This window comes from Nocardia sputi (genome assembly GCF_023501985.1).
Window position 1 is genome coordinate 122,046 of sequence record NZ_JAMFLC010000013.1, and the last position, 26,051, is coordinate 148,096.

Below are 26,051 nucleotides of genomic sequence, written 5' to 3' on the forward strand. Positions count from 1 at the left end.
CCCGAATGGGAAAGATCATCATCAGCCAGAACGTCTCGCTCGACGGAGTCGTCCAGGATCCGACCGGTGCGGAGGGCTTCGACCGTGGCGGTTGGTTCCTCCAGATCGGAGACGAGGACCGGGAAGCGTGGGCCGAGCTCCAGCTCGCCGAGGCGTGGGGCGCAGAGGCGCTGCTGCTCGGCCGGCGCAGCGACGAGTGGTTCGCCGCGCGCTGGTTGTCCAGGAGTGGCGCGTGGGCGGACAGATTGAACAGCCTGCCCAAGTACGTCGTGTCCTCGACCCTCGGGAAGGCCGAGTGGAGCAACTCGACAGTCCTCGCGGGTGAGATGGTCGACGAGGTCTCGAGACTGAAGCGGGAGCTGGACGGTGACATCGTCGTCTACGCCAGCGCCCGGTTGGTCCACGCGCTGATCGAGCACGGCCTCGTCGATGAACTGCGGCTGACGGTGTATCCGGTCGTGCTCGGGGCCGGACGGCGACTGTTCGGCGAGACCGGCGACAAGAAATCTCTGCGCCTCATCGATGTGCGCACGGTCGGCTCGAGCCTCGTCTTTCTCGTCTATCAGCACGTCCGACATGCTCAGCGTGCGTGAGCCCGGTATAGATGAGCACTGATGGGCTGTCGAGGTCGCCCCGCCCGCCTGCTGGGTTGAAGCCGGGGTGCTCCTCGGCGGCTGTGGCCCCGGCCCCCCGGTCGACCGCCGCCGCAAACGGGGCTCGATCGGGTAGGTCAGGTCACCGGGTGGCCCGCCGTGGGCTGCGCTTCGACCGCGTCGATGCCCACGGGTCGACCGCAGTCCTGGCAAACGGTTTGCTGGTGGACCGCGCCGCCGCACGCGGTGTGCCGGAGGACGACCGGCGGCTCGCCTGGCGCGGCCCATCGGTCACCCCAGTGCGTGAGGGCCACGATCACCGGTTGCAGTTCGCGGCCCTTCTCGGTCAGCACGTACTCGTGGTACGACGATCCGGCCGGATCGGGACGCCGATCCATCAGCCCCATTTCGACGAACCAATCGAGACGGGCGGCGAGGATGTTGCGCGCGATCCCGAGGCTGCGCTGAAAGTCCCCGAAGCGGGTGACACCCCGGAAGAGCGCATGACGAATGATCACCAGGCTCCAGCGCTCACCGACGATCTCGAGCGCCCGCGCCGCGGAGCAGTCCTGCGTTTCGTACGTCCGGCCGAGCATCGTCTCAGCATATCCCAGCGGTTGCATCACGAAACTTCCGACTGCTATGTTCATCTGGTTTCATCACGAAACCAGATTCTGTCGGCGGTGCTCGCACCTGCCCACCCGGATCGATGGCCGGTCCCGACCAAGGAGTCAGTAGTGCTGCTCGAGAAGAAGAACGCGATCGTCTACGGAGCCGGAGGAGCCGTCGGAAGCGTGGTCGCGCGCGCTTTCGCAGGCGAAGGGGCGCGGGTGTTCCTCGCCGGACGCACCCGCTCCACGCTGGAGACGGTCGCTGACGAGATCAGGGCGTCGGGTGGTGTCGCCGACGTCGCCACGGTGGACGTGCTGGACGAGGACGCCGTGGAAAAGCACGCGGACGCGGTGGTCGCCGAGGCGGGCTCCCTCGATATCTCGTTCAACGCGATCGGCCTGCCCCAGACCGGTATTCAGGGCACTCGGATCGCCGACCTGCCCCTCGACGGCTTCGACCTGCCGATGTCCACCTATCCCAAGGCCAACTTCCTGACCGCCAGAGCCGCCGCGCGACGCATGACCGGCCAGGGGTCGGGCGTCATCTTGACGATCACCGCGTCTCCGTCGCGAACGGCCGTCCCGCTGATGGGAGGAATGGCGCCGGCATGGGCGGCGATCGAAGCGTTGTCGCGGGGGCTGGCCGCCGAGCTCGGACCGCACGGCGTCCGGGTCGTGTGCTTGAACGCGGCGGGAATGCCGGAATCGCCGCAGCTCTTCGAGGTGTATGGCCTGCACGCCGATGCCTATGGCATCAGCCGCGACGCATTCAGCTCCCGCATGGCGGAGCGGACGCTGCGCAAACAGCTGCCCACGATCGCCGAGATCGCGGACGTGGCCGCCTTCGTCGCCTCCGACCGCGCCGCCGCGATCACCGGGGCGGTCGCCAACCTCACCGGCGGCATGGTCGTCGACTGACCCGGCCCGGAACGTACCGCAAACTCACGTGATCGATGCCGGGTTGGTTGGGATACTGACGCATCCCTACAACCAGGAGGATCTTTTCCGTGACCCACTCCGGGGTTCTGCCATTGCTCGATCAGGTCGCCGCCGCCGTCTCCGACGCGATCGACCGAACCCGGCCGGAAACGGCGGGGGCAGACCCTGTGGTCCGACGATCCACTCACGCCGACTTCCAGTCCAATGCCGCGCTCGCACTCGCGAAGCGGTTGAAGCTCCGGCCGTCGGATTACGCGGCCGAACTGGCGACGGCATTGGCTTCCGCGCCCGACCGGTCGATCCGGTCGGTGGAGTTGTCCGGCCCGGGATTCCTGAACGTCACGGTGTCCGACCGAGCCGTGTGGCAGCAGGTCGCCGCCCGGCTGGGTGACGATCGGCTCGGCGTGGCGGCCACCGAGGACGGCCGCCGCACCGTGGTCGACTACTCCGCCCCCAACATCGCCAAGGAGATGCACGTCGGGCATCTGCGCACCACGATCATCGGTGACAGCCTGGCCCGCGTGCTGGACTTCCTCGGCGCGCACGTGATCCGCCAGAACCATCTGGGGGACTGGGGAACTCAATTCGGGATGCTCATCCAATATCTCGATGAGCACCCCGACGCGCGGTGGCGCCACGACGACCTCGACGGCGGCGAGGATTCGGCGGTCTCGGCCCTCGACGGTCTCTACCGGGCCGCGCGGGCGGCTTTCGACGCCGACCCGGAGTTCGCCGACCGGTCCCGCGCGCGGGTGGTCGCGTTGCAGGCCGGCGACCCGGCGACGCTGGCCCGCTGGAGCGAGATCGTCGCCGAGTCGGAGAAGGCATTCCGTGACATCTACGACCGGCTCGGCGTGCTGCTCACCCCGGAGGACAACGTGGGAGAGTCGTTCTACAACCCGATGCTCGCCGACACCATCGAAGAACTGGTCGCCAAGGGCATCGCGGTCGAGAGCGACGGGGCGCTGGTCGTGTTCTCCGAAACGGTGACCGGCCCCGACGATCAGCCGGTGCCGCTGATGGTGCGCAAGCGCGACGGCGGCTACGGCTACGACACCACCGACCTCGCGACCATCCGCCACCGCATCGGCACTTTGCGTGCCCAGCGGCTGCTGTACGTCACGGACTCGCGCCAGGCCCTGCACTTCCAGTTGATCTTCGAGACCGCCCGCCGCGCCGGGTGGCTCACCGAAACCGTCGAGGCCGCGCACATCGGCTACGGCACGGTGCTCGGCCCCGACGGCAAACCTTTCAAGACCCGCGCGGGCGGAACCGTGCGCCTGCTGGACCTGCTGGACGACGCGGTCTCCCGTGCCCGCGAGGTCGTGCGCGAGAAGAATCCCGAACTCACCGCGGCAGAGCTGGATTCGATCGCGAAGCAGTCCGGCATCGGCGCGGTGAAGTACGCCGACCTGTCCACCTCACGAGTGAAGGACTACACCTTCGACCTCGCCCGCATGACCGCCCTCACCGGCAACACGGCGGTGTACCTGCAATACGCGCACGCCCGCATCCGGTCCATTCTCCGCAAAGCCGGTGAGCCGACCCCGGAGGTGGATGCCGAGCATGCTCTCGAACCAGCCGAACGCGCACTCGCTCTGGAGCTGGACGCGTACGGCAGCGCCGTCGCGGAAGTGGGGTCCACCCTGGAACCGCATCGCCTGTGCGGCTACCTCTACGACCTGGCCCGCGACTTCACCACCTTCTACGACAACTGCCCCGTCCTGACCGCCCCCGAACCGACGCGAACCAATCGCCTCGCACTGTGCTCACTCACCGCCCGCACCCTCGCCCACGGACTGGACCTCCTGGGCATCGCAGCACCTGAACGCATGTGAGCCGACGACCGTAGGGTGAAACGCCGCCACCGCAAGCATCCTGCACCGCGACTGCGACTTCACCACCTGCTCCACTCTCGTGGCCGCAACCATCGCCCTCTCGCGACGCTTTCGCCTACTCCCGCACATACGCCCGATGACCAGTGCCGGGGCCTCCTCCGAGCGGAAGCAAGGGCGAACGCTGCGTACCGGGCCGCGGCAACCCCCGATCCACGCGATCCGCCGGGACCGCAATCGGGGCAGCCCAGGCGGGGATGTCGGGGTGCACGCGGAACTCGGTGTCGTGCTGCTCCGCCTGTCGATCTGCCGGCCGATCGCTCGGAAGTGAATGCCTCTGACTGCCAACCATTCTGAATCTTCCAGCCGTCTTCGCCATCACTTCTATCGCATGCAACGGGAAGTGTGCCCTTAGTTCCCTGGAGACGCGGCACTTCCTGGGGAACAGCGTGATTCGCTTGCGCGGAACACCGCGCCGCCCGGGAGATCGATGCTATGGTCGGGGAGATCGTCAGATTACGGTTCGAGTGCAGGTCTAATCTTTGCGAAATGATAACTATCCATTGGTATTCGGGGTCCGTCGGATAGGCTGGCAAGCGTGTTGCCGGCGAAGTTGTAGCAATAATTGTATTGGCCTCGCTGGTGAGACGTCGATAACTTTATCGCGCCTTTTGCATTAGGAGTGTCATGTCCTCGTTTGGGGAGGATGGGGGGAGTGGTGGGGCCTTCCTCGTGGACTGGGATCAATATTCCCAGGCGCCGATTTTCAAGCACCTCACGGCGATAAATTTTTTCCGGCTGACCATTAATTTCCCACGGTTCAAATCGTGGGATGACTCGTCGAAGATGGGCATGCTGGCGGACTGCGTTTACGAGGAGGCGTACGAACTCCTCGCGCGATCCGGTTTGTACAGCTTCGACCAGTTGAATCGCACCTCGGCGGACGACTCGGTGGGCGTGCACTACAAGGACGCTGATGCTGATTTCCGGCTGCAGTTGACCACCTCGAACGAGCTGTCTCTGACGCGGCCGGGCTCTTCGATGAAGCGTTTCTACGAGTGGTACCGGCTCATCATGCCGGAAGTTCACCGGCTGTACGAGAAGGTCCGGGAGTTCATGGAACTTTCTTCGGAGCCCAAGAACGGGACCCGGCGCGACATCATCCCCGCGCGCGCCGGCTTCTCCTTCAAATACATCTTGCACGACTTCCATACGGAGGGCCGGTTCAACCAAGACGTGAAGAACTCGGCGCTCATCGGGTCGTCGATGTCGAAAGTCCCTGGCCCCGATGGCAAGCTCATCGAGTTGGACGAGAACCAACTGGGCAGTCTGGGCAGAATCGATCTGGCGGTCAGTCGCTGGATCAAGGCGCCGGGTGGGACCATCAGGGAGATATACAGTGTGGAAGCGCCGGGTAATCTCGATTACGGCACGATATGGGCCGATTTCCACTACCTCGCGGAAACCCGGGACGATAAGGAAGGCAGGCGCGTAGAGCCCGATTTCTCGGCTTTTCTACGCCGGTTCGATCATCCGGTGACAGATTTCCTACGGGATAGGGCGCTGAAGGGATATCTTTCCGATCTGACCGACGGGGTCGAGTTCAAGACCACGCCGGGATTGCTGCCCTGATGAACAGTTCGAGACAGAATTCAATCGGTACATCGACTCCGGTGGCGTTCGTCATCTCACCTTTCGGTGATCCCTACGACTCGTACTTCGGCGAAATATTCGGCCCAGCACTCGAGAAGGCCGGCATGGTCGCCAAGCGGGGTGATTCGATATTCCGAGCCGGTAACGTGATCCGGCAGATCTGGGACCTCATCGAGGAGAGCTCGGTGATACTGGCGGACGTCTCGGAGCAGAACGCGAACGTGTACTACGAACTCGGCCTCGCGCACGCACTGGGCAAACCGTGCGTGTTGATCACCCGCGACACGTCGAGCATTCCTTTCGATCTGCGCAATCAGCGGCATCTCGAGTACCGCACGCAGCGCCCCCGCTGGGCCGATGTGCTCGAGAGGGAGATCGTCCAGGCCGTCGTCGAAACCATGCAGCGCCCGGAACTTTCGGTCGTCTTCCCCGAACGATCGGTGGCGGTCGCGGAGGCGGGCGGGTCCCCGGAGTCGGCGCAGCTGCTGATGCTCCAGGCAGCCGTGGATTCCCTGCGCCAACAGCTCGACTCGGCGAAGCCGGCGTCCGGGTATCGGCCCGAACTCGGGCTCGGTACTGCGGAGGAGCTCAGAGCACTCGCCGAGAACATGCTGGCGCAGGGAAGCAGTCCGGAGAAGGTGGTCGACGCGCTGCGGGAACGGGGTGCGCCCGCGGTATGGGCGGATTCGATTGTGCGCCAAATCAAATTGCAATGACGGGGGATGGCCGATGCCTGATGCCATACAAATCGCGGTGATCGCGGGCGAGATTCTCGCCAGCGAATCACTGGTCGCGGCTTGGACGGACGAAGAGAGAGAAAGGCGCTCGCGGTTCTCGGAACGAATTTACGCGTTCGCGGCGCACCTACCTCTCGGGGAGACTCTGACGGTTCGGCTCGAGACCCGCGACAAACCGGGGTCACTCCGCGTGTGCATGACGTTGCGTACCGAGAGCGGAGAACCATCCGTGCACTTCGGTGGCCTCGCGAATCTGCTCGGAGAGCCCGACAGCCCGATAGTGGGCGCGGTCGAGCCGGAAGTCGCGCGGCCGACTCCGCCGTTGCCGCATCGCTACTCGATTCGCCGCTCCATGTTCCGGGCGGACACGCCATCGCGAAGGCGGCCGCTGCAACCCACATACGAGCCGCTGACGAGCTTGCGCGGATTGTGTGCGGCGATGCTGGATCAGGCCTTCGTACGGCTCGAAGTCATCGTCAAGCCGATCGGTCCGAACGGCCGCAGCCTCGAGGACCTCGCGCGCGATGCCAACGGACCGGAGGGAATGACTCCTGAACTGCTGACCAGCATCCTCCGGACGGGTGGACCGTTCGTCCGCGCGACGGTGACGCTGGTATGTAGCGCCGAGCCGTCGCCTCGGCTGCTCTCCGCGATTCGCTCGATCGGAGCTCCGCTCGAGATCCAGCGTCTCGAGGACTCCCGTCCGGCACCGGAAATCCTGGGCGCCCGCACACTCGCGGCTCTCATGCGCATCCCGGTGGCACACGAGGCGTCCTTCCCCGGCTTCCCGGTCGTCCCCGCACATTTCGTCCGCGCTCCGGAACAGGTCGTCAGCGCGGCCGCGGGCGAGGGTATCCGCCTCGGGCTGGCAAGAGATGCCAAAGGTGAGGCTCTCGATGTGCTGCTGCCCGTGGCCGATTTCTCGCGCCACGTCTATATCCCAGGGCAGACCGGCTCCGGCAAATCGACGATGTTGCGCGCCATGGCGTGCGAGGTGGCCGCGGCAGGTCACGGAATCCTGTTCATCGACCCGCATGGCGACGCGGCAATCCGGCTCCTCGGCGATCTACCGGCGAGCAGAACGCGGGACGTTCATTTCATCGACGCTTCGGATCTCGATGCGCCTGCGCCCATCAACCCGTTCGCCGTCTCGGATCTTCTCCAGCGAGACACCGCGCTGGCCAATGTCACGGCGATGTTCGCGGATCTCTTCGATCCCACACAACAGGGCATCGTGGGACCTCGCTGGGAATCCTGGTTCCGGATGGGGATGCTGACCCTGATCGCGGCAAAGGGCCGCAGGGCATCGCTCCTGGATGTGCCTCGTCTTTTCCTGGACAAGAAGTACCGGACAACTCAGCGTGCGTCGGTGAAAGAGCAGTTTTTGAAGGACTTCTGGGATCAGGAAATGGAGCAGACCGACGCGCATACGCTGTCGGAGGTCCTGGGATGGTTCACCAGTAAGTTCACTGCTTTCCGAACGAATGCCGTGCTGAGGAAGATACTGGGCAGCGGGCACGACATGCTCGATCCGACCGAGGTGATGGACAACGGCAAGATCATTGTGGTCTCACTGCAGAAAGGCGAGATCGGCGCTCCCGTGGCGCAACTGCTGGGCTATCTGTATCTCACCCGCTATTGGACTGCGGCACTGAGGCGAAGCACCGATAAACCGTTTGCTCTCTTCGTCGACGAGGCGCAATCCTTCTCGAAGGGTGCGCTACCGGACATTCTGGCGGAGGGCCGGAAATTCGGCCTGTATGCGGTCATCGCCAATCAATATTTGGAGCAGCTCTCCGAGCCCATTCAACACGCCTTGCTGGGAAACGTGGGCACCGTGCTGGGCTTCCGGATGGGTGATCGTGATGCGGAGCAGTTCGCCGGGCGCTTCGGCCCGGAATTCGCCACCGAGGCGCTGCGCCGACTTCCCAATCACTACGCCGCATGCTCGCTGCTGCTCAACGGCATGGTGCAACCCGCCTTCAGTCTGGAGGGCGACCACATCTCGCGCCAGCGAGCCCGGTCGGTCAAGGGCATGGACAGGCAGATGGCAGCGATCAAAAGGTCCAGTCAGTCCTTCTTCAAGAGTTCGCTACAGGCCGCGATGAAGTCGCCGAAACCTGGTGGGGACGCGGAATCGGCTCCTGTGGCGGAGAGCATCACCGAATCCGAGCCGGCGGTCGTGGCGGAAGGAATAGGAACCACGCGCACGCACCCTGCGGCCGGATCGTTCGTCGATGCGCTGCGGACCAAACTGATCAAGGCTCGTAGCGAAGGGGGCACAGCAGATGATCGAGCTGAATGACTCCATGTTGGAGAAGCTCGGGTTGGTGGATCTGCCGCCGAAGATTCGCCATACCATCCTGGAAACGATTTATGAGCAACTCGAATACCGCGTGGGAAGTGTGCTGTCTGCCGGCTTGACGGATGCGCAGCTCGAGGAGTTCGAAGCGCTGATGAACACCGAGGAATTCCGCTCCGGGAACGACACTGCGGCGGCGCAGTGGCTGGCCGAGAATTGTCCGGACTATCGAACGAAGGTCATGGACTGCCTGAACGATCTTCAGCTGGAGATAGTTGACAATAGAATAGCGATTCGCTCGATGGTCATCAGTGCTGCGCCGGAACCGATGGTCGATTTCGTCGAGAAGGTCACGAAGAACCGAGACCTGGCTCTGGCGCGTGACCTGTTCATCTACATCGGCGATGTCCAGGCAATTCGCAAGGCTGGTGTGCGGGAATTGCGGGCGGTGCCGGATATCAGTCCGTCGGTCGTGAAGCGCATTCGAACGCTTGCTCGAAGCGATTCGGGCTCCGTGTCCGCCGGTGGTCTACCGCAGCGCCGGCGGGAAATCTTGACGGCTAGGTTCGGATCGTGGGAAAAGGTGCTCGAGGCATCGGATTCCGACATCCTCGCGGTGAAAGGGATCGGTCCTGCCACGCTCGCCCGGTTGCGCGGAAGCTGATCGCCTCGCCCAGTTGTCCGTCACGGCCCGGTTGACCGATTTTTTTCATGTCCGCCAGTCGGACCGGTGATCGTTCACCGGTATCGAGCCCTCGTCGAAGACGGTTCGCCAGCGCGTGGCCGATGCGATCATGTCGTGCCCGACGAATTCGAGGAACTCTCCCATCGCGCGAAAGCGTGACCCGGCCGGTGTCGCGGCACCGAACACGTCTACGCCGTGCCGGGCGGCTTCGGCAAGAGCGTGGACCTGCCGCGCACTCGCCAAAGTCGCCTCTACCCAAGTGTCTTCGTCGAGAATATAGCGGTCGCGCCGGCGGCCCGCGTCGCGGACGCGGCGGATGAGTCCCTGCGTTTCGAGCACACCGACGGCCGAGGAGATCGTTGCCGGACTGACCCGCAGTCGCTGCACCAGTTCGGCGGCGGTGAGACTGCCGCTGTCGCAGGAGTAGAGGCTCGCGAGCACGTTGGCCGCGGACCGCGGGATACCGGTTCGTACCATCAATGAGGTGAGCTGATCCAGATATTCGCGCGTCGCGGCGTCCTGGGCAGTGGTCGCACTCGGAGCGGTCGGCCGTCTACGCCTACGCGCGCGCCGCTCGGTCGCTTGCTGGGCGCGCTGTGGCTGATAGCGGTTCGGACCGCCGTTGCGCGTCACCTCCCGGCTCACCGTCGACGTCGGCCGCTGGAGTTGCCGGGCGATCTCGGCGTACCCGAGCCCCTGTGCCAGTCCGCTCGCGATCTCTCGGCGATCGTGCGGTGTCAGTCTGCCACCCGGCATCGTGCCCCCTTCTCGGCTCAGCTCGCATTGCGTAGCAGTATGCGTTCAAGCGCATCTCATTGCAATTCTCAGAACCTGGTCTTTGCATTGAGCTTCAGATCGTTGCAATCCAGATTTGTCAATTAGCTGCATATATAGGCGAACTGTGCACGTCTTTTGTGGACTCACTTCTGAACGCAACATAGCGTTCAGTTATGTCTAAACTATCGAGCCCGAAAGGCGCCACCGTGTCACAAGCCATGCCCGACGCAGTAGAACTCCCCACCTCCCGCAGGGCGGGATGCCCGTTCGATCCGCCTCCCGGCTTGGCGACGATCCGCGCGCAACGCCCGCTGACTCCGATGACCTTCCCCGACGGTCACCAGGGATGGCTGGCCACCGGCTATTCGGTGGTACGGGCAGTGCTCGCCGACCCGCGCTTCAGCGTGCGGTACGAGATCACGCACTACCCGCTGGCCGACGCGGGCGACATCCCGCCTGCCGTGCCGGGCGACATGCTCGGAGTCGACGCACCGGAGCACACGCGATACCGAAAGCTGCTGGCGGGGAAATTCACCGTCCGGCGAATGCGGCAACTCACCGAGCACATCACGAGTATCACCGAAGACCATCTCGACGCGATGGAACGCACCGGTGGTGCGGTCGATCTCGTCGAGACCTTCGCCTACCCGATCCCCGCATTGGTGATCTGCGAATTGCTCGGCGTGCCCTATGCCGACCGCGGCCTCTTCCACGAGAACATGGTCGCCCTCGGTGGTGTGGACGACTCGATGGACAAGCGGCTGGCGGCCTTTACCACGATCCAGGAGTACGTGCATGGGCTGGTGCTCACCAAACGCGCCGAGCCGACCGACGACCTGCTCAGCGATCTCACCGACACCGACCTCACCGACACCGAACTAGCCGGTATCGGCGCTCTGCTGCTCGGGGCGGGCCTGGATACCACGGCGAACATGCTGTCGCTCGGCGCTTTCGCGCTGTTGAGCCACCCTGAACAGCTCGCTGCGGTGCGCGCCGAACCCGATAACACCGAGCGGGTTGTCGAGGAGCTGATGCGGTATCTGAGCATCGCGCACACCGGTGCCCGCACCGCTTTGGCGGATGTCGAGCTGGACGGACAGGTGATCAAGGCGGGCCAGACGGTCGCCCTGTCGATTCAAGCCGCGAACCGCGATCCCGCGAAGTTCGATGACCCCGACACCCTCGATGTCGCCCGCAACGCGGTCGGGCACCTGGGCTTCGGCCACGGCGTGCACCAGTGCCTCGGTCAGCAACTGGCCCGCGTGGAGATGCGGGTCGCGCTGCCCGCACTGCTGCGGCGGTTCCCGGGGCTGCGGCTGGCGGTGCCGCCCGCCGAGGTTCCGCTGCGGCACGGCCTGGACATCTATGGCGTGCACTCACTGCCGGTTACCTGGTGAGGGAAGCGGATGAAGATCAATGTCGACCGGCAACTGTGCATCGGGGCGGGCATGTGCGCGCTGACCGCACCGCAGGTGTTCGATCAGGACCACAACGGCAAGTCGGTGGTGCTGCGACCCGAACCGCCGCGCTGCCACCATGCCGCGGTGCGCGAAGCCGAACAGGCGTGCCCGGCTGCGGCGATTCGGATCGACGCCGAATGACTCAGCTGCGGGGCGACGCTCGTTCGCGCCTGACAGTTGGCGCCGCTACCTCGGGCCGGCAGCCACTCGGCCGTTGAGGCGGCACCGTCCTGCCGCGAACCATAGTCGGGCCGGTCAGTCTCCGGTCGGTCCGGCGGCGGTCAGGGCCTCGAATTCGCTGTCGGTCAGTGTGATTCGCGCGGCGGCGATGTTCTCCTCGACGTGCGCGACGCTGGAAGTGCCGGGGATCGGGAGCATGACGGGGGAGCGGCGCAGCAGCCAGGCGAGGGCGAGCTGGGCGGGGGTCGCGCCGTGTTCGGCGGACGCGGTCGCCAGGGGACCGCCCGGGGCGGCGAGTTCACCGGTGGCGATGGGGAACCACGGAATGAACGCGATGTTCTCCTGTTCGGCGTAGTTCAGTACGTCCTCGTCGGCCCGGTTGGCCAGGTTGTACAGATTCTGCACCGAGGCGATGGTGGCGATCTCACGCGCTTGACGCAGTTGTTCGACGCTCACCTGGGACAGGCCGATGTGGCGGATCTTGCCCTCCTGCTGGAGCGCGACGAGTTCGCCGAGCTGGTCGGCCAGCGGCACCTGGGGGTCGATGCGATGCAGCTGGTAGAGGTCGATCCGGTCGACACCGAGGTGGCGCAGGCTGAGTTCGGCTTGCTGGCGCAGGTATTCGGGCCTGCCGACCGGACGCCACTCGTTGGGCCCCTGCCGTGTGAGCCCCGCCTTGGTGGCGATGACGAGATCATCGCGATAGGGGTGCAGCGCCTCGCGGATCAGATTCTCACTGACGAACGGGCCGTAGGAGTCGGCCGTGTCGATGAAGTTCACGCCGAGTTCCACCGCGCGGCGCAGGACCCTTACCGCCTCGTCCGGGTCCTTCGGATCACCCCACACCCCGGGGCCGGTCAACTGCATCGCGCCGTACCCGAGCCGGTGCACCGGAAGATCGCCGCCGATGGCGAAGGTTCCGGAGGCAGCGGCGGGCTGGGCGTCGATATCTGTGCTCATGAGGATGGTTCCTTCCGAAGCCGCAAACTGGGGAAATGCTCCACGAGCGTCGCGTCGATCGGAACGCGCGCTCCTCCTGCCGCAACAGCGGTGAAGCGGGGTCGATTCCCTCCGAGGTGTTCGCCGCTGGCGTAATACTCCGCGAAGTCCTTCGGCGGGGCCCGAGCTTGCGTGTAGCTCGCCGCACTGGTAACGCCTCGATGGGGGTGCGGGCCCCACCGCACTCGACGCCGTCGAGCAGGTGTGCGGCTCTACTGCGCCGGTCGGCCGAACAGGATCACCTGCATCAAGCGGATCACTCGCCCTGGCGAGCAGACCGGGTCGCTGGAGCCGAAGCGTTCACCCAGATCGACCACCAAGGCGAATCCGGCGTGCACGAGCAAGCGCGCCTCGGCCGGGGAAAGCTCGGGCCGCATGGCGACCAGCAATTTGGCCCACTCCTCGACATTGAGTCGCTGGATGTTGCGCAGCACGGTGCGCTCCTCCGGCGGCACGTTGCTGATCTCGGCGTAGTAGACGAAGGTCAGCTCGCGCTCGGCGAACGAGCCGGCTACGTACAACTCGATCAGCGTGCCGAGCGCCTGCTCGGGCGTCTCGGCGGCGGCGACGGCGGGCCCGATGACGGCCGACACCCGATCCGCCGCTCGGCGGAACGCGGCCGTGAGGATGTCGCCCTTGCCGCGATAGAACCGGTACACCGCCGAGGAGGCGGGCAGTCCGGCGGCGGTCGCGATGTCCTCGACGCTGACGTTCGGGTACCCGCGCTGGTGGAACAGCTCGACCGCGCGCGTCAGCAGCAATTCGTGTTTGAACGTCAGCGGGATCTCGGCGGCGAGGTTCTCGGTTTCGGCGCTGCCGGGCGGGGGCAGCTCGCACGCGGCGACCGCGCGGCAGGCCGCGGTCAGCCGCGCGGTGAGCGCCCGCACCGGGATCGACACGTGGTGATCGCCGATGCTGCTGAGCACGCTCAGCTCCGCCGTGGCGAGCACGGCGCGGTCGGCCTTGGACAGCGCGGGCCTGGTCTCGGCGAGCAGCGACATGAGCGCGGCGTTCACACCGGCGAGCTGGTCGGCGAGGGTGGCCGCGTCGGCGTCCTCCAGGTAGCGCCGCTGCCACCGCAACAACGCGGCGCTACGCCGGTTGGCGATGGCGGCCGCGATCAGAGCGTCGAGCACTCGTTCGAGACGTTGTCCGGCGGGCAGGCCGGTGGCGTCCGGCAGCCGCGCGGCTTCCTGGCTGACCGCGCCCAGCCGCAACACTTCCTCGCGGAACAACGCGTACTTGCTCGGGTAGTGGCGGTACAGCGCCGCCGAGCTGATGTCGAGCCGCGAGGCGATGTCGTCCATGCTGACGCCGTGGTAGCCCAGCGCGCCGAACGCCTCGGCCGACGCCGCCGCGATCTGGGCGCGGCGGTCGCGCGGCCGGCGCCGGACCACCCGTGCGGGTGTCCCGTCGGCCGCCTTGTCCGCAGCGCGGCGATCCCGGGCACCCATGCCGCGATGGTAGCCCAGTCAGACCTCCGGCACCCCAGCGTTTCCCCACCGGGGGAAGAATTGAACGGCAGATCACAAAGAAGCTGCGAACTAGCTCCCAAGTCGCATTATCCGTACATTCATCCGAGAATTCGCGATAACATATAGCGCTAGCGCGCGGGCCGTCCGAAGAGCACCAGTTGCATCAGCAGCCGCACCCGGTCCTGGGCGGCCAGCGGTTCGTTGCCGAAGGCGCGACCGAGGTCGACGACCACCGCGAAGGCCGCGTGGACGAGGATGCGCGCCTCGGCCGGAGTGAGCTCCGAGCGCACCTCCCGCAGCAACCGCGCCCACTCTTCGACGCTGAGCCGCTGGATATTGCGCAGGACCGTGCGCTCCTCGACCGGAACATGCTGGAACTCCGTGTAATACACGAAGGTGAGGGCGCGTTCGGCGAACGATCCGGCGACGTACTGAGCGATCAGCGCGGTGAGCGCGTCCTCGGCATCCGTGGCCGCCGCCACGGCGGGGCCGACAGCGCCGGAAACCCGTTCGGCCGCCCGGCGGAACGCGGCGGCGAGGATATCGCTCTTGCCCCGGTAGAACCGGTACACCGCCGAGGCCGCCGACAGGCCCGCGGCCGTCGCGATGTCCTCCACGCTGACGTTCGGATAGCCGCGCTCATGGAACAGCTCGACCGCTTTGCGCAGCAGCAGTTCGTGTTTGAACGAGTCCGGTATCTCCACCACCGCGACCGGCTCGACCGCGCGCTGTGCGGGCAGTTTCGCGTGCGCGACCGACCAGCACGCCGAATGCAGCAGGCGGGCAAGCGGTTTCACGGGAAGAGCGGCGTGGTGGTCGGCGACGCTGGTGATCGTGCTGAGCAGGGCCGCGCGCAGCACGCGCAGGTCTTCCTCGGCGAGTTCCGGGCGCAGCGCGGCCAGCTCGCCGCCCAGTGCGCCGAGGACCGTGGCCTGTTGCTCGTTGAGCGTGGTCTGGTCGTCGGGCTCGAGGTACCGGCCCTCCCAGCGCACCAGCGTGACGGTCGGGCGGTTCTCGATCGTGACCGCGATGAGCGCGTCGAGCACGTGCCGGAGGCGCTGCTCGGCCGGCCACTGCGCCGCCTCCTCGGGCAACTGGACCGACTCGGTCATCGCCCGGCCGACGCGCAACAGTTCTTCTCGGAACAGCGCGTACTTGCTCGGGTAATGGCGGTACAGCGCCGCGGAGCTGATCCCGAGCCCGGAGGCGATGTCGTCCATGCTCACGCCGTGGTAGCCCAGCGCGCCGAACGCGGCCGCCGACGCCGCCGCGATCTGGGCACGGCGATTCTTCGGCCTGCGCCGGATCTCCCGAGGTGCCGAGTCGCCGCTGCTCGCCTTCCGCGCCGTACGGCGATTGTCGACACTCATGACGAACATCGTAACGACCTGGTCGTATGGCCGGGGCCGCCGTGTCACGCGATACGGCTCCCGGGGATGAGCGGCCCCCGGGAGCCGTACCTGTTCGCCGGGCTCCGGGGGACGAGGTGTGCTGTCCGCGCCGGTGCGCCCGGAAATCGACAACCCGACTGGGCGGAGCGGGGGCACCACGACGCCATGCCGTGCAGATTGTCGAACAAGGATAAACTTACACGAACATATGTGCAGAACAAGCCCACACATTGTGAAGAATCCGTATTCACATATTGCTAGGTCGGCGTGCTGACGACCAACCCGGGCCTCCCGCGCGACGCCGTGGTGATGGCGCGGATCTCGCAGCGATGCAGCCGTACCCGAGGTGCGAAAGGTCCTTGCGGACGGCGGTTCCCGGCGGTGCGGAGGCGCTCTCCGGTAGTCCCTGCGTTCATCGGAGCGCTCCCGCACCGGCTCGCCCGCGACACCGAAACCGTGCCGGAGTCGGTGGGCCGGGCTCGATAGCGCCGACGGCGAGTCCACGGTGTTCGATCTCGGCGACCGGCAACGCGGCGAGGTGGGCTGTCCTCGGATGGATCGCTATTCCGCAGGAGGCGAGGCGTCGGAGCCGGCCGGGAGGGCGAAGCCGGTTTGGCGCAGCAGACTGCGCAGGTATGCGGTCAGGTCGGCCGGTCGCGGGTCTTCGCTCGCTTGGGATCGGACGGATTCCAGCAGCAGGTGGTGGATGATCGCGCCGTTGAGCATGTCGAGCAGGATGTCGAGGTCGGCTGCCGGGGTGAGGACGCCCGCCGCTTGGGCTTGCTCGAGCAGGGCGCGCGAGCGTTCGCGCCGGGGCAGCACATGGTGGCGCCAGTAGGCGTTCAGCAGCGCCGGGTGGCTGGGGCCCGCTCCGAGCAGGCGCGCCGCGAGCAGGCGATACCTGGGGTCGGCGAGGGCCGCGCCCCACTGCGGGAGGAACGCCTCGATCAGGTCGGGCAGGGCGGTGGCGGCGGTGGTCGGTGGCACGCCGGGGATGTCTTCGCGCGCCTGCTCGATGGCTTGGGCCAGCAGGTCCTCTTTCGATTTCCACCGTTTGTAGACGGTGACCTTGGCGACGCCGGCGCGTTTGGCGATGGCTTCCATGCTGGTGTTGTCGATGCCGCGTTCGATGAGCAGGTCGACGGCGGCGCGCAGGATGGCGGCGTCGGCGTTGGGGTCGCGGGGGCGTCCCGGCCCTTCGCGTCGCGGCGTCTCGGTGCTCATGCCCCAATCCTGGAGCAGAGCGTCTCGGTGAACCAACTGTGCAGCGCGCTCGGATCGTCGCCGTGCCAGGCGAGGTGCCCGTCGGGACGGATAAGCAGCGCATGGCGCCCGGCTTCCCTGTCGGTCAGCGCGGTGACAGCCGAGCCGAGATGCTTCGCCGCCACGGTCGCCAGCGCATCGGTGGATGCGTCGGACCTGAGCAACACCCATGCGGGCTGCAGTTCGGCATACAACCGCGTCGGCCTGCCGTCGAGGCGCGCGCACTCGCGGTCGGGTATGCGATCGCCGGGCCGCGGTGCGGGGCCGCGGCGGCTGCCCAGCGGTCCCTTCCGGTAGGTGACCCACAGTTGGGACGCGGTGCGCGTCGCCGTTTGCTGCACCTTCGGGGAATTGAGAAGCGGGATGAAGATCCGGTCCCGCACGAAACGCGCCGTAATGCCCTCGCCGACGAGGATTCTCGTGTTCATGGTGGTGGTGCGGAGCACGTCGGTGGCCAGTGGACGCCGCTCGGCGGCGTAGGTGTCGAGCAGTCGCGCGTCCGCGCGTCCGTCGACGACCAAGGCCAGTTTCCACGCCAGGTTCTCCGCGTCCCCGATCCCGATGTTCATGCCCTGCCCGCCGATCGGGCTGTGGATGTGGGCGGCGTCGCCGACCAGCAGGACGCGACCGGCCCGGTAGTCCGCGGCGAGTCTGCGGTGGATTCGGAACACCGAGGTCCACACCGCTCCTAGGATGCGCACGCCGGTCTCCCCGGCCCGTTCGGGCAGTAGTTCCTCGAAGCGGGCGACGATGTCGGCTGCCGATAGATGTCGATCGACCGCCGGGACATCCGCCATCAGTCGCCACCGGTCACCGCGATCGTCGTCACCGCGCATGGGAATCGCCAGCAACAGACCGTCGCGGTGATAGAAACCCGCCGACGTGGAGCGGTCACGATCCCAGTCGGACCGCACATCGGCGAGCAGAAACTGCTCGACCACCGAAACCCCGGGAAACCCGATCCCCGCGACGCCGCGCACCACGCTGTGCGCCCCGTCGCAACCGATCAGCCAATCCGTTCGCAGTCGCGTCCCGTCCGCGAATTCCACAGTCACGCCATCGGCGTCCTGGGTCGCGGCCGTGACCGTCCGGCCCCACTCGATATCCACGTCCAGCTCGGTGAGCCGCTGCCGCAACTGTTCCTCGATCCATGCCTGCGACACGAACAGCGCCTGCACCGACTCGCGCTCGTCCGGTGCGAACCGCATCGTCGCGAGGGGACGCGACCGCGCATACATCCGCATACCGACCGGAGCCAACGACCGTTCCCGCAGATCGCCCATGGCCCCCATCCGCTGCAAGACCTCGACGCCGCGCGCGTGCAGGATGTTCGCCCGCGATGTCGAAGCCGGGCCGCTCATCTTGTCGACTACGCGAACCGCGATCCCCTGCGCGGCCAGCCCACAGGCCAGTACCAGACCCGACGGGCCCGCTCCCACCACCAGAACCGCCACGTGTTCCATCCCACCTCCAATTAGCATACGACTACGTTTGCGTATGCTAATTGTGGTCGGGTCTGTACGTCAATCGGTGCGCAGCACGCCCGGGCGGCATGGATGCGCCCGGGGATGTCCTCGGACTCGGGACGCAGACTCCCCCGCGGACCGGCTGATTCTTCGGCGCCAGGAGCGACCCGGACTCCGGCCGATGCCGGACGGTCGAGGCCGGGCGGCCCGATTCGGGACCGAAAACCGTCCGGCGTCCTCGTTCGTCCGAATACGACTGTGACGGTGCGTCTTTCTGGTAAGGAGTTCGGCATGGCGTTGGCTTTGCACCCGGTGGACCCCATACCTGTGGTGGGCGCTGTGGTCGCCGCGGCACGGCGGATCACGGCGCGCTATCGGCTCACCCCGCAGGAGAAGCGCAACCTGAACGCTGCCCGCGGCGCGCGGCCTGCGGTCTTCACCGCATCGATAGGAGGGCGCGTCTACCGCAGATGAGGCAGTATTGCCCGTAAGGTTTTCGCAGATATATGCTGATGTATATGAAGACGATGATCGATGTGGACGACGAAGCCCTAGCCCTCGCCGCCAAGGAGTTGGGCACCACCACGAAGAAAGACACGGTGAACGCGGCACTGCAGTTCGTCGCCGACCGGAGGCGCAGGATCGAACAGGTTCTGACCGATCCGTACGGGTTCGGCGTCGGCCCCGACATCGGTGACGGCGAGATAATGCGCGAGGCTCGCCGTTGAGCGAAACCACCCCGCTCCGTTTGCATCTCGTGGACACCTCCGCAAGCACCCGACTCGCGCACGAGCCGGTGCGCGCTGTGATCGCCGGACTGATTGCCGATCGCGCGGCCGCGACCTGTGTCACGGTAGACCTGGAAGCCGGTTACTCCGGACGCAACCTCGCCGACGTGCAGAACATCGCACAGCGCCGTCGCGCTCTCTACGTCAACCTGCCGATCAATGAGACGATCGCCGAGCGTGCACGAGAGGTTCAGCAGTTGATGGCTCGCAAAGGCCACCATCGAGCCGCGGGGAGCGTGGATCTGATCACTGCCGCCGTCGCCGAATTCCATGGGGCTGTACTGGTCCACTACGACGCGGACTTCGAGCATATCGCGGCGTTGACGAGGCAGCCCCATGTCTGGGTCGTGCCACAGGGCAGCCTCCACTAGGCGCTCATGCGCGGTCGCCGCTTCAGCTGCGCGCCGCCGGCCGAATGCCCGCGTACCAGTCGAGCAGGTCCGGGTCGTCCACCGCGCTGCGTTCGACGACGCGGCTCGGCTCGGCGCCCTGGAACAGCTTCTTGATGGGCACTTCCAGCTTCTTGCCGGTGCGCGTGTGCGGGATGCCGGGGGCGAGGATGATCTCGTCGGGGACGTGGCGGGGCGACACCTCGGTGCGGATGGTGTGGTCGATGCGGGTTTTCAGCTCGTCGGTGAGTTCCGCGTCGGGAGCGAGGACCACGAACAGCGGCATCCAGTATCCGCCGTCGGGCTGCTCGGCGCCGATCACCAGCGCCTCGGCGATCTCCGGGAGCCGTTCCACGGACTGGTAGATGTCGGCGCTGCCCATCCGGATGCCGTGCCGGTTGAGCGTGGAATCCGACCGCCCGTGCACGATCACGCTGTGGTGATCGGTGATGGTGATCCAGTCACCGTGCCGCCAGACGCCGGGGAACATGTCGAAATACGCGTCGTGGTAACGCTTTCCGTCCTCGTCGCGCCAGAAGGAGACCGGCATGGACGGCATCGGCGCGGTGACGACGAGTTCGCCCACCTCGCCGCGTACCGGCTGCCCGGCCGGGTCGTAGGCGTCGAGCGCGACGCCGAGGTAGGGCGCCGACAGTTCACCGGGCCACACGGGCACGGTGCGCACGCCGCCGATGAACGCCGACACCACGTCGGTGCCGCCGCTGATCGAGGAGACCTGTACGTGTTCGCCGACGTTCTCGCCGAGCCACAGCGCCGAGGAGGTGGGCAGCGCGGAACCGGTGATCCCGACGGTGCGCAGCGCCGACAAGTCGTGGTCGGCGCGCGGTACGGAGCCCGCTTTGATGCACGCCAGCACGTAGCCGGGGCTGGTGCCCAGCACGGTCGCGCCGACTTCGGCGGCGATACGCCACAACGCGTCCGGAGCCGGAGCGGTCGGGCTGCCGTCGTAGGTGACGATGGTCGCTCCGGCCAGCAGACCCGCGATCTGGAAGTTCCACATCATCCAGCTCGGGCTCGTGTACCAGAAGAAGGTGTCCTCGGGACGGATGTCCGATTGCAGGGCAACCGCTTTCAGGTGTTCGAGCACCACGCCACCGTGGCCGTGCACGATGCCCTTGGGCAGACCGGTGGTGCCGGAGGAGAACACGATCCACAGCGGATGGTCGAAATCCACCGGCTCCGTGGTGATCACCGCCTCCGTGGCGGTGACCGCTTCGTCCCAGGAGGTCGCGTCCGGTACCTCGAGCCCGAGCCGGGAAACCGCGATCGTGCCCCGCAAGGATTCCAGGCCCGCGCGCAACGCGGCGATGTCGTCGCGCTTGTCGTGCGCCTTGCCGCCGAAACGGTAACCGTCGGCGGTGACCAGGACGGTGGGTTCGAGCTGCCCGAGCCGGTCCAGCGCGGCTTTCGGCGAGTAGTCCTGGCCGCAAGCGCTCCAGATGGCGCCGATGCTCGCGGTGGCCAGGAACGCGACCACCGCCTCCGGGATGTTCGGCAGATACCCGGCCACCCGGTCGCCGGGCCGAACGCCCAGTGCACGCAGCGTCTGCGCGAAAGCCGCTGTGTGGTCGATCAATTCGACCCAGGACACTTCTCGTACCGCGGCGTCCTCGCTGACGGCTTTGATCGCGGGCCGGTCGGTGCGTAACTGCCGGATCACCTGGTCCACGTAGTTCAACCGGGTGCCGGGGAACCACTGGGCCCCCGGCATCTCGGCGCTCGCCAGGACCTCACCCGCGACGTCGCCGAGCTGGAAGTAGTCCCACAGCGCGTGCCAGAAACCGGGGAGATCCTCGACCGACCACTGCCACAACGCGTGATAGTCGGCCGCGTGCACGCCGGTGCGCGCCGCGACGAATCGCGCGAAGTCGGTGATGGTCGCGCTGGCGATGTCTTCTTCGGTCGGCACCCATTGGGGTTGCATCGCGGTCCTCCTGCTTGTGGAAACTCGGTGCTCAGTCGCGGTCGGCGCGCCGCACGATCTGCTCGGCGTGCCGGAACACGGGGCCATCGACCATCCTGCCCTCGAGGGCGAAGACACCGCGATGCTTCGGCGCCTCCTCCAGCACTCGCATGGCCCAGGCGAGCTCCTGCTGGGACGGCGCGTAGGCGGCCCGCAGCACCGGCACCTGGGACGGGTGGATCGCGACCTTGGCGTCGAAACCGACAGCGACCGCGTCCTCGGCTTCGGCGCGCAGACCCTCCGGATCGCGAATGTTCAGATACACCGAGTCCAGGGCGAACTTGCCGTGCGCCTTGGCGGCCAGCAACGTGGTCGAGCGCACATGCCGGGCCACGTCGCGATAGCTCCCGTCGGCGTGCCTGCTCGCGGTGCCGCCGAGCCCGGCCACCAGGTCCTCCGCGCCCCACATGACGCCGATCGTGTTGCTCGCCGCCGCCTCGCCGACCGTGAGCGCGCCGAGGGGCGACTCGATCAGCGCGATCACCTCGTAGTCCGCCAGCGCCGAGACCTGTTCGGCCGACTCGCATTTCGGCAGCATCAGCCGTCGGTAGGCGGTGTCGGCCAGCGCCGCGAGATCGAGCGCGTGCTCGTCGGTGCCGGCCGCGTTGACCCGCACCACGGTGGTCTCCGGGTCCAGCGGCGTGTCCAGCAGCGCCTTGCGCGCCGATGCCTTGTCATGCGCGGCGACGCCGTCCTCCAGGTCCAGGATCACCACGTCCGCCGCCGCGGCCGCCTTCGCGAAGCGTTCGGGACGATCGGCCGGGCAGAACAACCACGCCGGTCCCGCCATCTGCCAGCTCATGCCAGGTCCCCTTCCGGGGCGGACGTCTCCGCGGAGGGCGGAGCTTTGCGGACCAGCGTCTTGCGGACCGCGGTGGCGACGACGTCGCCGTGCTGGTTGCGTGCCGTGTGCGCGAAGGTCACGATGCCCTCTCCGGGGCGGCTGTTCGACTCGCGCTTGTCGGTGACCACGGTCTCGGCGTACATGGTGTCGCCGTGGAACAGCGGCTTGGGGAACGCCACCTCCGAGAAGCCGAGGTTGGCCACGATGGTGCCCTGGGTCAGCTGCGCCACCGACAACCCGATCAGGGTGGACAGCGTGAACATGGAGTTCACCAACCGCTGGTTGAACGGGGGCAGCCGCTCGCTGAACGCCGCGTCCAAGTGCAGCGCTTGCGTGTTCATGGTCAGCGTGGTGAACAGGACGTTGTCGGCCTCGGTGATGGTGCGGCCCGGTCGGTGCTCGTAGACCACCTCGGTGTCGAACTCTTCGAACCACAGGCCGCGTTGCACGACCGCGCGCCGGGTCACAGGCCCAGCTCCCGTCCGATCAGCATCAGCTGAACCTCCGTCGTCCCCTCGCCGATTTCCAGGATCTTGCTGTCGCGATAGTGCCGGGCGACGGCGTATTCGTTCATGAAGCCGTAGCCGCCGAAGATCTGTGTCGCGTCGCGGGCGTTGTCCATGGCGGCCTCGCTGGCCACCAACTTCGCGATGGACGCCTGCTTCTTGAACGGCTTGCCCGCCAGCATCAGCGCCGCGGCGTCGTAGTAGGCCGTCCTGGCGGCATGCGCCCGCGCTTCCATCCTCGCGATCTTGAAAGCGATGGCCTGGTTGCGCCCGATCGCCTGGCCGAACGCTTCCCGCTCCTTGGCATAGCGGACGCTCTCGTCCACGCAGCCCTGCGCGGCCCCTACCGAGAGCGCGGCGATGGCGATGCGCCCTTCGTCGAGGATGCGCAGGAAGTTCGCGTAGCCGCGGCCGCGCTCGCCGAGCAGGTTGTCCTCGGGCACGCGCACGTCGGTGAAGCTGAGCGGATGGGTGTCGGAGGCGTTCCAGCCCACCTTGTTGTACGCGGGCTCGGCGACGAAACCGGGTGTGTCGGTCGGCACCAGGATGGTCGAGATCTCCTTCTTGCCGCCGGTCTGCCCGGTGACCGCGGTGACCGTGACGAGCTTGGTGATGTCGGTGCCGGAGTTGGTGATGAACTGCTTGCTGCCGTTGATGATCCATTCGCCGCCGTCGGCGACCGCGGTGGTCCTGGTGCCGCCCGCGTCGCTGCCCGCGCCCGGTTCGGTGAGTCCGAACGCGGCGAGGTTGCGGCCGCTGGTCAGCTGCGGCAGCCATTCTTGTTTCTGCTTGTCGTTGCCGAAGCGGTAGATCGGCATCGCGCCCAGCGAGACACCGGCTTCCAGCGTGATCGCCACGCTCTGGTCGACCTTGCCCAGCTCCTCGAGCGCCAGGCACAAGGCGAAGTAGTCGCCGCCCATGCCGCCGTACTCCTCGGGGAACGGCAGGCCGAACAGACCCATCTCGGCCATTCCCGCGACGACTGCGTAGGGAAAGGTGTGGTTCGCGTCGTGCTCGGCCGCCACCGGCGCGACCACCGACCGTGCGAAGTCGCGCACGGTCAGCGCGAGATCCCGGTACTCCTCCGGCAGCGTGCCGGTGGACAGGAAGTCGGTCATGTGGGGGTTCCTTCTCGTTCGGCCTGTTCGGCGTGGTTCGTTTCGGCCTGCGCGACGACGCGCGCCAGCACTTGGTCGAGGCGCACCTGGACGCCGGGCTCGACCAGCAGTTCGAGGGTTCCGGCGACCGGCGCGGTGAGCGAGTGCTCCATCTTCATCGCCTCCACGATGACCACCGGATCGCCCGCGGCGACGGCGGCGCCGGAAGCGACCGGTATCGCGATCACCGAACCGGGCATGGGAGAGCGGATTTCGGCGTCGCCGACGTGTTCGTCACCGCCGCGCACGTTCGTCTCGGCCACTTCGCGCAACCCCGCGATGCCCGACGGTCCGGCCACCCACAGCAGGCCGTCCTGCTCTGCGACCCGGTAGGTGCGGCGCAGGCCGTCGCGGGTGAGGGTGAGCACGCCCGCGTACGGATCGCGGGAATCGGTGAAAGAGGCTGTCAGCGAGAGACTTTCGCCGTCACCGACCCGCACCGCGCCGTTGTCGGGTGTGCCGGAGAGGTAGACGTGCTCGACCCGCTCGCCGCCCGCGAGCCGGATCGGTGTGGGCGCGTCGGCCCCGATCCGCCAGCCGGACGGGACTTCCCAGGGATCGCGCGGCGCGGCCGGCCAGCGGCGCAGCCAGTGCCAGGCCGCCGCGGCGACGAACTCGTCGTCGCCGACCGGGGCGGGATGGAAGTCGGCCACCCGCCGGTCCAGCAGGTCGGTGTCCAGCCGACCCTCGGCCACGTCCGGGTCGGCCAGCAGGAAGCGCAGGAACTCGATATTGCTGGTCACGCCGAGCAGGACCGTGTCGGCCAGCGCCCGGTCGAGTTTCGCGAGCGCGGCGGCGCGGTCACCGGCATGCGCGATGACCTTCGACAGCATCGGGTCGTAGTCGCTGCCGACGCGCGTGCCGATCCGCAGGCCCGAATCGACCCGCACCCCGGGGCCCTGCGGCTCGTCGAGGTCGAGCACCGTGCCGCCGGTAGGCAGGAATCCGCGCCCGGGATCCTCGGCGTACACCCTGGCCTCGATCGCGTGCCCGACCATGCGGATGTCGTCCTGCGCCACCGCCAGCTTCTGCCCCGCCGCCACCCGTACCTGGCTTTCCACCAGGTCGATGCCGGTGACCAGCTCGGTCACCGGGTGCTCCACCTGCAAGCGGGTGTTCATCTCCATGAAGAAGAACTCGTCGGGGCGGTCGGCGGAGACGATGAACTCCACCGTGCCCGCGCCCACGTAATTCACGCTGCGCGCGGTGTTGCAGGCGGCGGCTCCGATTCTGGCCCTGGTGGCGGCGTCGAGCAGCGGCGAGGGCGCCTCCTCGATCACCTTCTGGTGGCGGCGCTGCAAGCTGCACTCGCGCTCGCCCAGGTGCAGCACATTGCCGAACTGGTCGGCGAGGATCTGCACCTCGATGTGCCGCGGCCGAGTGACGAAGCGTTCCAGGAACAGCGTGTCGTCGCCGAACGCGGCGGCGGCTTCACGTCGGGCGCTGCGCAGCGCCTCCGGCAGCCGAGCCGGATCGTCCACCCGGCGCATGCCCTTGCCTCCACCGCCCGCGGACGGCTTGACCAGCACCGGATACCCGACTTCGGCGGCCGCGGCGATCAGCTCGTCGTCGGTCAGACCGGGTGTGGCGATGCCGGGCACCACCGGGACGCCGAACGCGGCCACGGTGTTCTTCGCGGTGATCTTGTCGCCCATCACCTCGATCGCGCGAGGCGGTGGGCCGAGGAAGACGATGCCCGCCTCGGCCAGCGCGGCGGCGAAGGCGGCGTTCTCCGAGAGGAAGCCGTAGCCGGGGTGAACCGCTTGCGCGCCGGTGCGCACGGCGGCGGCCACCACGCGGTCGATGGCGAGGTAGCTCTCCCGGGCGGGGGCCGGGCCCAGGCGCACCGCCGTGTCGGCTTCGTGGACGTGGCGGGCGTCGGCGTCGGCGTCGCTGTAGACGGCCACCGAGCGAATGCCCAGGGCACGCAGAGTACGGATCACCCGTACCGCGATCTCACCGCGGTTGGCGACGAGCACGGTGTCGAATCCGACGGGAACGGATTTGCTCAGCATCG

General features: G+C 67.1%; 24 protein-coding genes. 12 read left to right on the top strand and 12 right to left on the bottom strand.

Going from position 1 to position 26,051, the window contains the following annotated elements; translation table 11 throughout:
* Window positions 1-5 precede the first annotated feature (5 nt).
* Window positions 6-593 carry a dihydrofolate reductase family protein gene (locus tag M8859_RS17700; RefSeq protein WP_159924928.1) on the top strand — a complete coding sequence of 196 codons (588 nt, stop codon included), beginning with the start codon at window positions 6-8 and terminating at the stop codon, window positions 591-593.
* A gap of 137 nt (window positions 594-730) precedes the next feature.
* On the opposite strand, the gene M8859_RS17705 is transcribed toward M8859_RS17700, so the two are convergent.
* Window positions 731-1,189 carry a winged helix-turn-helix transcriptional regulator gene (locus M8859_RS17705; protein ID WP_159924926.1) on the bottom strand — a complete coding sequence of 153 codons (459 nt, stop codon included), beginning with the start codon at window positions 1,187-1,189 and terminating at the stop codon, window positions 731-733.
* Window positions 1,190-1,330: 141 nt separating this feature from the next.
* Here M8859_RS17705 and M8859_RS17710 point away from each other — a divergent pair, with 141 nt between their 5' ends.
* From M8859_RS17710 to M8859_RS17735, 6 genes are all read left to right on the top strand, one after another.
* Window positions 1,331-2,122, top strand: a complete 792-nt coding sequence (locus tag M8859_RS17710) for an SDR family NAD(P)-dependent oxidoreductase (protein WP_249644561.1) — start codon at window positions 1,331-1,333, stop codon at window positions 2,120-2,122.
* 89 nt (window positions 2,123-2,211) lie between these two features.
* Complete coding sequence (gene argS / locus M8859_RS17715; RefSeq protein WP_249644562.1) at window positions 2,212-3,981, top strand: arginine--tRNA ligase; 1,770 nt, start codon at window positions 2,212-2,214, stop codon at window positions 3,979-3,981.
* A 684-nt stretch (window positions 3,982-4,665) separates the two neighbouring features.
* Window positions 4,666-5,610 carry a hypothetical protein gene (locus tag M8859_RS17720; RefSeq protein WP_249644563.1) on the top strand — a complete coding sequence of 315 codons (945 nt, stop codon included), beginning with the start codon at window positions 4,666-4,668 and terminating at the stop codon, window positions 5,608-5,610.
* A gap of 41 nt (window positions 5,611-5,651) precedes the next feature.
* The gene (locus M8859_RS17725) at window positions 5,652-6,347 is read left to right on the top strand and encodes a hypothetical protein (protein WP_195070357.1); all 696 of its coding nucleotides are present in this window, start codon (window positions 5,652-5,654) and stop codon (window positions 6,345-6,347) included.
* Between the two features lie 13 nt (window positions 6,348-6,360).
* On the top strand, window positions 6,361-8,673 hold the full coding sequence (locus M8859_RS17730) for a type IV secretory system conjugative DNA transfer family protein (protein WP_195070358.1): 2,313 nt from the start codon (window positions 6,361-6,363) through the stop codon (window positions 8,671-8,673).
* Complete coding sequence (locus tag M8859_RS17735) at window positions 8,657-9,334, top strand: DUF5663 domain-containing protein (RefSeq protein ID WP_195070359.1); 678 nt, start codon at window positions 8,657-8,659, stop codon at window positions 9,332-9,334. Before M8859_RS17730 ends, M8859_RS17735 begins: the two co-directional genes overlap by 17 nt.
* A 45-nt stretch (window positions 9,335-9,379) precedes the next feature.
* On the opposite strand, the gene M8859_RS37655 is transcribed toward M8859_RS17735, so the two are convergent.
* On the bottom strand, window positions 9,380-10,111 hold the full coding sequence (locus M8859_RS37655) for a GbsR/MarR family transcriptional regulator (protein WP_372492916.1): 732 nt from the start codon (window positions 10,109-10,111) through the stop codon (window positions 9,380-9,382).
* Between the two features lie 227 nt (window positions 10,112-10,338).
* On the opposite strand from M8859_RS37655, the gene M8859_RS17750 reads away from it, so the two are divergent.
* Together M8859_RS17750 and M8859_RS17755 are read left to right on the top strand one after the other, a co-directional pair.
* Window positions 10,339-11,529, top strand: a complete 1,191-nt coding sequence (locus M8859_RS17750; protein WP_443678227.1) for a cytochrome P450 — start codon at window positions 10,339-10,341, stop codon at window positions 11,527-11,529.
* Window positions 11,530-11,538: 9 nt separating this feature from the next.
* Window positions 11,539-11,733 (top strand): ferredoxin, encoded by a 195-nt coding sequence (locus M8859_RS17755; protein WP_195070362.1) that lies wholly within the window; start codon window positions 11,539-11,541, stop codon window positions 11,731-11,733.
* A 114-nt stretch (window positions 11,734-11,847) separates the two neighbouring features.
* Here M8859_RS17755 and M8859_RS17760 read toward each other — a convergent pair whose 3' ends face one another.
* From M8859_RS17760 to M8859_RS17780, 5 genes are all read right to left on the bottom strand, one after another.
* Entirely contained in the window at window positions 11,848-12,732 is an 885-nt protein-coding gene (locus M8859_RS17760) for an aldo/keto reductase (protein WP_195070363.1), read from the bottom strand.
* 251 nt (window positions 12,733-12,983) lie between these two features.
* The gene (locus tag M8859_RS17765; RefSeq protein ID WP_195070364.1) at window positions 12,984-14,225 is read right to left on the bottom strand and encodes a TetR/AcrR family transcriptional regulator; all 1,242 of its coding nucleotides are present in this window, start codon (window positions 14,223-14,225) and stop codon (window positions 12,984-12,986) included.
* 149 nt (window positions 14,226-14,374) lie between these two features.
* Window positions 14,375-15,616, bottom strand: coding sequence for a TetR/AcrR family transcriptional regulator (locus M8859_RS17770; RefSeq protein WP_159924910.1), 1,242 nt, complete (start codon window positions 15,614-15,616; stop codon window positions 14,375-14,377).
* Window positions 15,617-16,198: 582 nt separating this feature from the next.
* On the bottom strand, window positions 16,199-16,861 hold the full coding sequence (locus M8859_RS17775; protein WP_195070366.1) for a TetR/AcrR family transcriptional regulator: 663 nt from the start codon (window positions 16,859-16,861) through the stop codon (window positions 16,199-16,201).
* Complete coding sequence (locus M8859_RS17780) at window positions 16,858-18,363, bottom strand: FAD-dependent monooxygenase (RefSeq protein ID WP_249644564.1); 1,506 nt, start codon at window positions 18,361-18,363, stop codon at window positions 16,858-16,860. The genes M8859_RS17775 and M8859_RS17780 overlap by 4 nt, the downstream gene beginning before the upstream one ends.
* 294 nt (window positions 18,364-18,657) lie before the next feature.
* On the opposite strand from M8859_RS17780, the gene M8859_RS17785 reads away from it, so the two are divergent.
* From M8859_RS17785 to M8859_RS17795, 3 genes are read left to right on the top strand one after another with little or no spacing between them, the layout of a single operon-like run.
* Window positions 18,658-18,840: a hypothetical protein gene (locus tag M8859_RS17785; protein ID WP_195070368.1), complete on the top strand. Its 183-nt coding sequence runs from the start codon at window positions 18,658-18,660 to the stop codon at window positions 18,838-18,840.
* A 32-nt stretch (window positions 18,841-18,872) separates the two neighbouring features.
* Complete coding sequence (locus tag M8859_RS37285) at window positions 18,873-19,094, top strand: type II toxin-antitoxin system VapB family antitoxin (protein ID WP_308221207.1); 222 nt, start codon at window positions 18,873-18,875, stop codon at window positions 19,092-19,094.
* Complete coding sequence (locus tag M8859_RS17795; protein ID WP_249644565.1) at window positions 19,091-19,525, top strand: PIN domain-containing protein; 435 nt, start codon at window positions 19,091-19,093, stop codon at window positions 19,523-19,525. The genes M8859_RS37285 and M8859_RS17795 overlap by 4 nt, the downstream gene beginning before the upstream one ends.
* 22 nt (window positions 19,526-19,547) lie before the next feature.
* Here the strand turns inward: M8859_RS17795 and M8859_RS17800 are convergent, their stop codons facing one another.
* From M8859_RS17800 to M8859_RS17820, 5 genes are read right to left on the bottom strand one after another with little or no spacing between them, the layout of a single operon-like run.
* Window positions 19,548-21,488, bottom strand: a complete 1,941-nt coding sequence (locus tag M8859_RS17800; protein ID WP_249644566.1) for an acetoacetate--CoA ligase — start codon at window positions 21,486-21,488, stop codon at window positions 19,548-19,550.
* Window positions 21,489-21,519: 31 nt separating this feature from the next.
* On the bottom strand, window positions 21,520-22,329 hold the full coding sequence (locus M8859_RS17805; protein WP_195070370.1) for an HpcH/HpaI aldolase/citrate lyase family protein: 810 nt from the start codon (window positions 22,327-22,329) through the stop codon (window positions 21,520-21,522).
* Complete coding sequence (locus M8859_RS17810; RefSeq protein WP_159924896.1) at window positions 22,326-22,838, bottom strand: MaoC family dehydratase; 513 nt, start codon at window positions 22,836-22,838, stop codon at window positions 22,326-22,328. Before M8859_RS17810 ends, M8859_RS17805 begins: the two co-directional genes overlap by 4 nt.
* Complete coding sequence (locus M8859_RS17815; protein ID WP_159924894.1) at window positions 22,835-23,995, bottom strand: acyl-CoA dehydrogenase family protein; 1,161 nt, start codon at window positions 23,993-23,995, stop codon at window positions 22,835-22,837. The genes M8859_RS17810 and M8859_RS17815 overlap by 4 nt, the downstream gene beginning before the upstream one ends.
* Complete coding sequence (locus tag M8859_RS17820; protein WP_195070371.1) at window positions 23,992-26,049, bottom strand: acetyl/propionyl/methylcrotonyl-CoA carboxylase subunit alpha; 2,058 nt, start codon at window positions 26,047-26,049, stop codon at window positions 23,992-23,994. Before M8859_RS17820 ends, M8859_RS17815 begins: the two co-directional genes overlap by 4 nt.
* Window positions 26,050-26,051: the final 2 nt, after the last annotated feature.

What these genes read in the sequence shown, in the direction of transcription:
- M8859_RS17735 (WP_195070359.1), top strand. Translation starts at nt 8,657, where the DNA reads ATGATCGAGCTGAATGACTCCATGTTGGAGAAGCTCGGGTTGGTGGAT.
- M8859_RS17765 (WP_195070364.1), bottom strand. Translation starts at nt 14,225, where the DNA reads ATGGGTGCCCGGGATCGCCGCGCTGCGGACAAGGCGGCCGACGGGACA.
- M8859_RS17800 (WP_249644566.1), bottom strand. Translation starts at nt 21,488, where the DNA reads ATGCAACCCCAATGGGTGCCGACCGAAGAAGACATCGCCAGCGCGACC.
- M8859_RS17760 (WP_195070363.1), bottom strand. Translation starts at nt 12,732, where the DNA reads ATGAGCACAGATATCGACGCCCAGCCCGCCGCTGCCTCCGGAACCTTC.
- M8859_RS17805 (WP_195070370.1), bottom strand. Translation starts at nt 22,329, where the DNA reads ATGAGCTGGCAGATGGCGGGACCGGCGTGGTTGTTCTGCCCGGCCGAT.
- M8859_RS17755 (WP_195070362.1), top strand. Translation starts at nt 11,539, where the DNA reads ATGAAGATCAATGTCGACCGGCAACTGTGCATCGGGGCGGGCATGTGC.
- M8859_RS17770 (WP_159924910.1), bottom strand. Translation starts at nt 15,616, where the DNA reads ATGAGTGTCGACAATCGCCGTACGGCGCGGAAGGCGAGCAGCGGCGAC.
- M8859_RS17780 (WP_249644564.1), bottom strand. Translation starts at nt 18,363, where the DNA reads ATGGAACACGTGGCGGTTCTGGTGGTGGGAGCGGGCCCGTCGGGTCTG.
- M8859_RS17700 (WP_159924928.1), top strand. Translation starts at nt 6, where the DNA reads ATGGGAAAGATCATCATCAGCCAGAACGTCTCGCTCGACGGAGTCGTC.
- M8859_RS17720 (WP_249644563.1), top strand. Translation starts at nt 4,666, where the DNA reads ATGTCCTCGTTTGGGGAGGATGGGGGGAGTGGTGGGGCCTTCCTCGTG.
- M8859_RS17730 (WP_195070358.1), top strand. Translation starts at nt 6,361, where the DNA reads ATGCCTGATGCCATACAAATCGCGGTGATCGCGGGCGAGATTCTCGCC.
- M8859_RS37285 (WP_308221207.1), top strand. Translation starts at nt 18,873, where the DNA reads ATGCTGATGTATATGAAGACGATGATCGATGTGGACGACGAAGCCCTA.
- M8859_RS17775 (WP_195070366.1), bottom strand. Translation starts at nt 16,861, where the DNA reads ATGAGCACCGAGACGCCGCGACGCGAAGGGCCGGGACGCCCCCGCGAC.
- M8859_RS17820 (WP_195070371.1), bottom strand. Translation starts at nt 26,049, where the DNA reads ATGCTGAGCAAATCCGTTCCCGTCGGATTCGACACCGTGCTCGTCGCC.
- M8859_RS17705 (WP_159924926.1), bottom strand. Translation starts at nt 1,189, where the DNA reads ATGCTCGGCCGGACGTACGAAACGCAGGACTGCTCCGCGGCGCGGGCG.
- M8859_RS17815 (WP_159924894.1), bottom strand. Translation starts at nt 23,995, where the DNA reads ATGACCGACTTCCTGTCCACCGGCACGCTGCCGGAGGAGTACCGGGAT.
- M8859_RS17785 (WP_195070368.1), top strand. Translation starts at nt 18,658, where the DNA reads ATGGCGTTGGCTTTGCACCCGGTGGACCCCATACCTGTGGTGGGCGCT.
- M8859_RS37655 (WP_372492916.1), bottom strand. Translation starts at nt 10,111, where the DNA reads ATGCCGGGTGGCAGACTGACACCGCACGATCGCCGAGAGATCGCGAGC.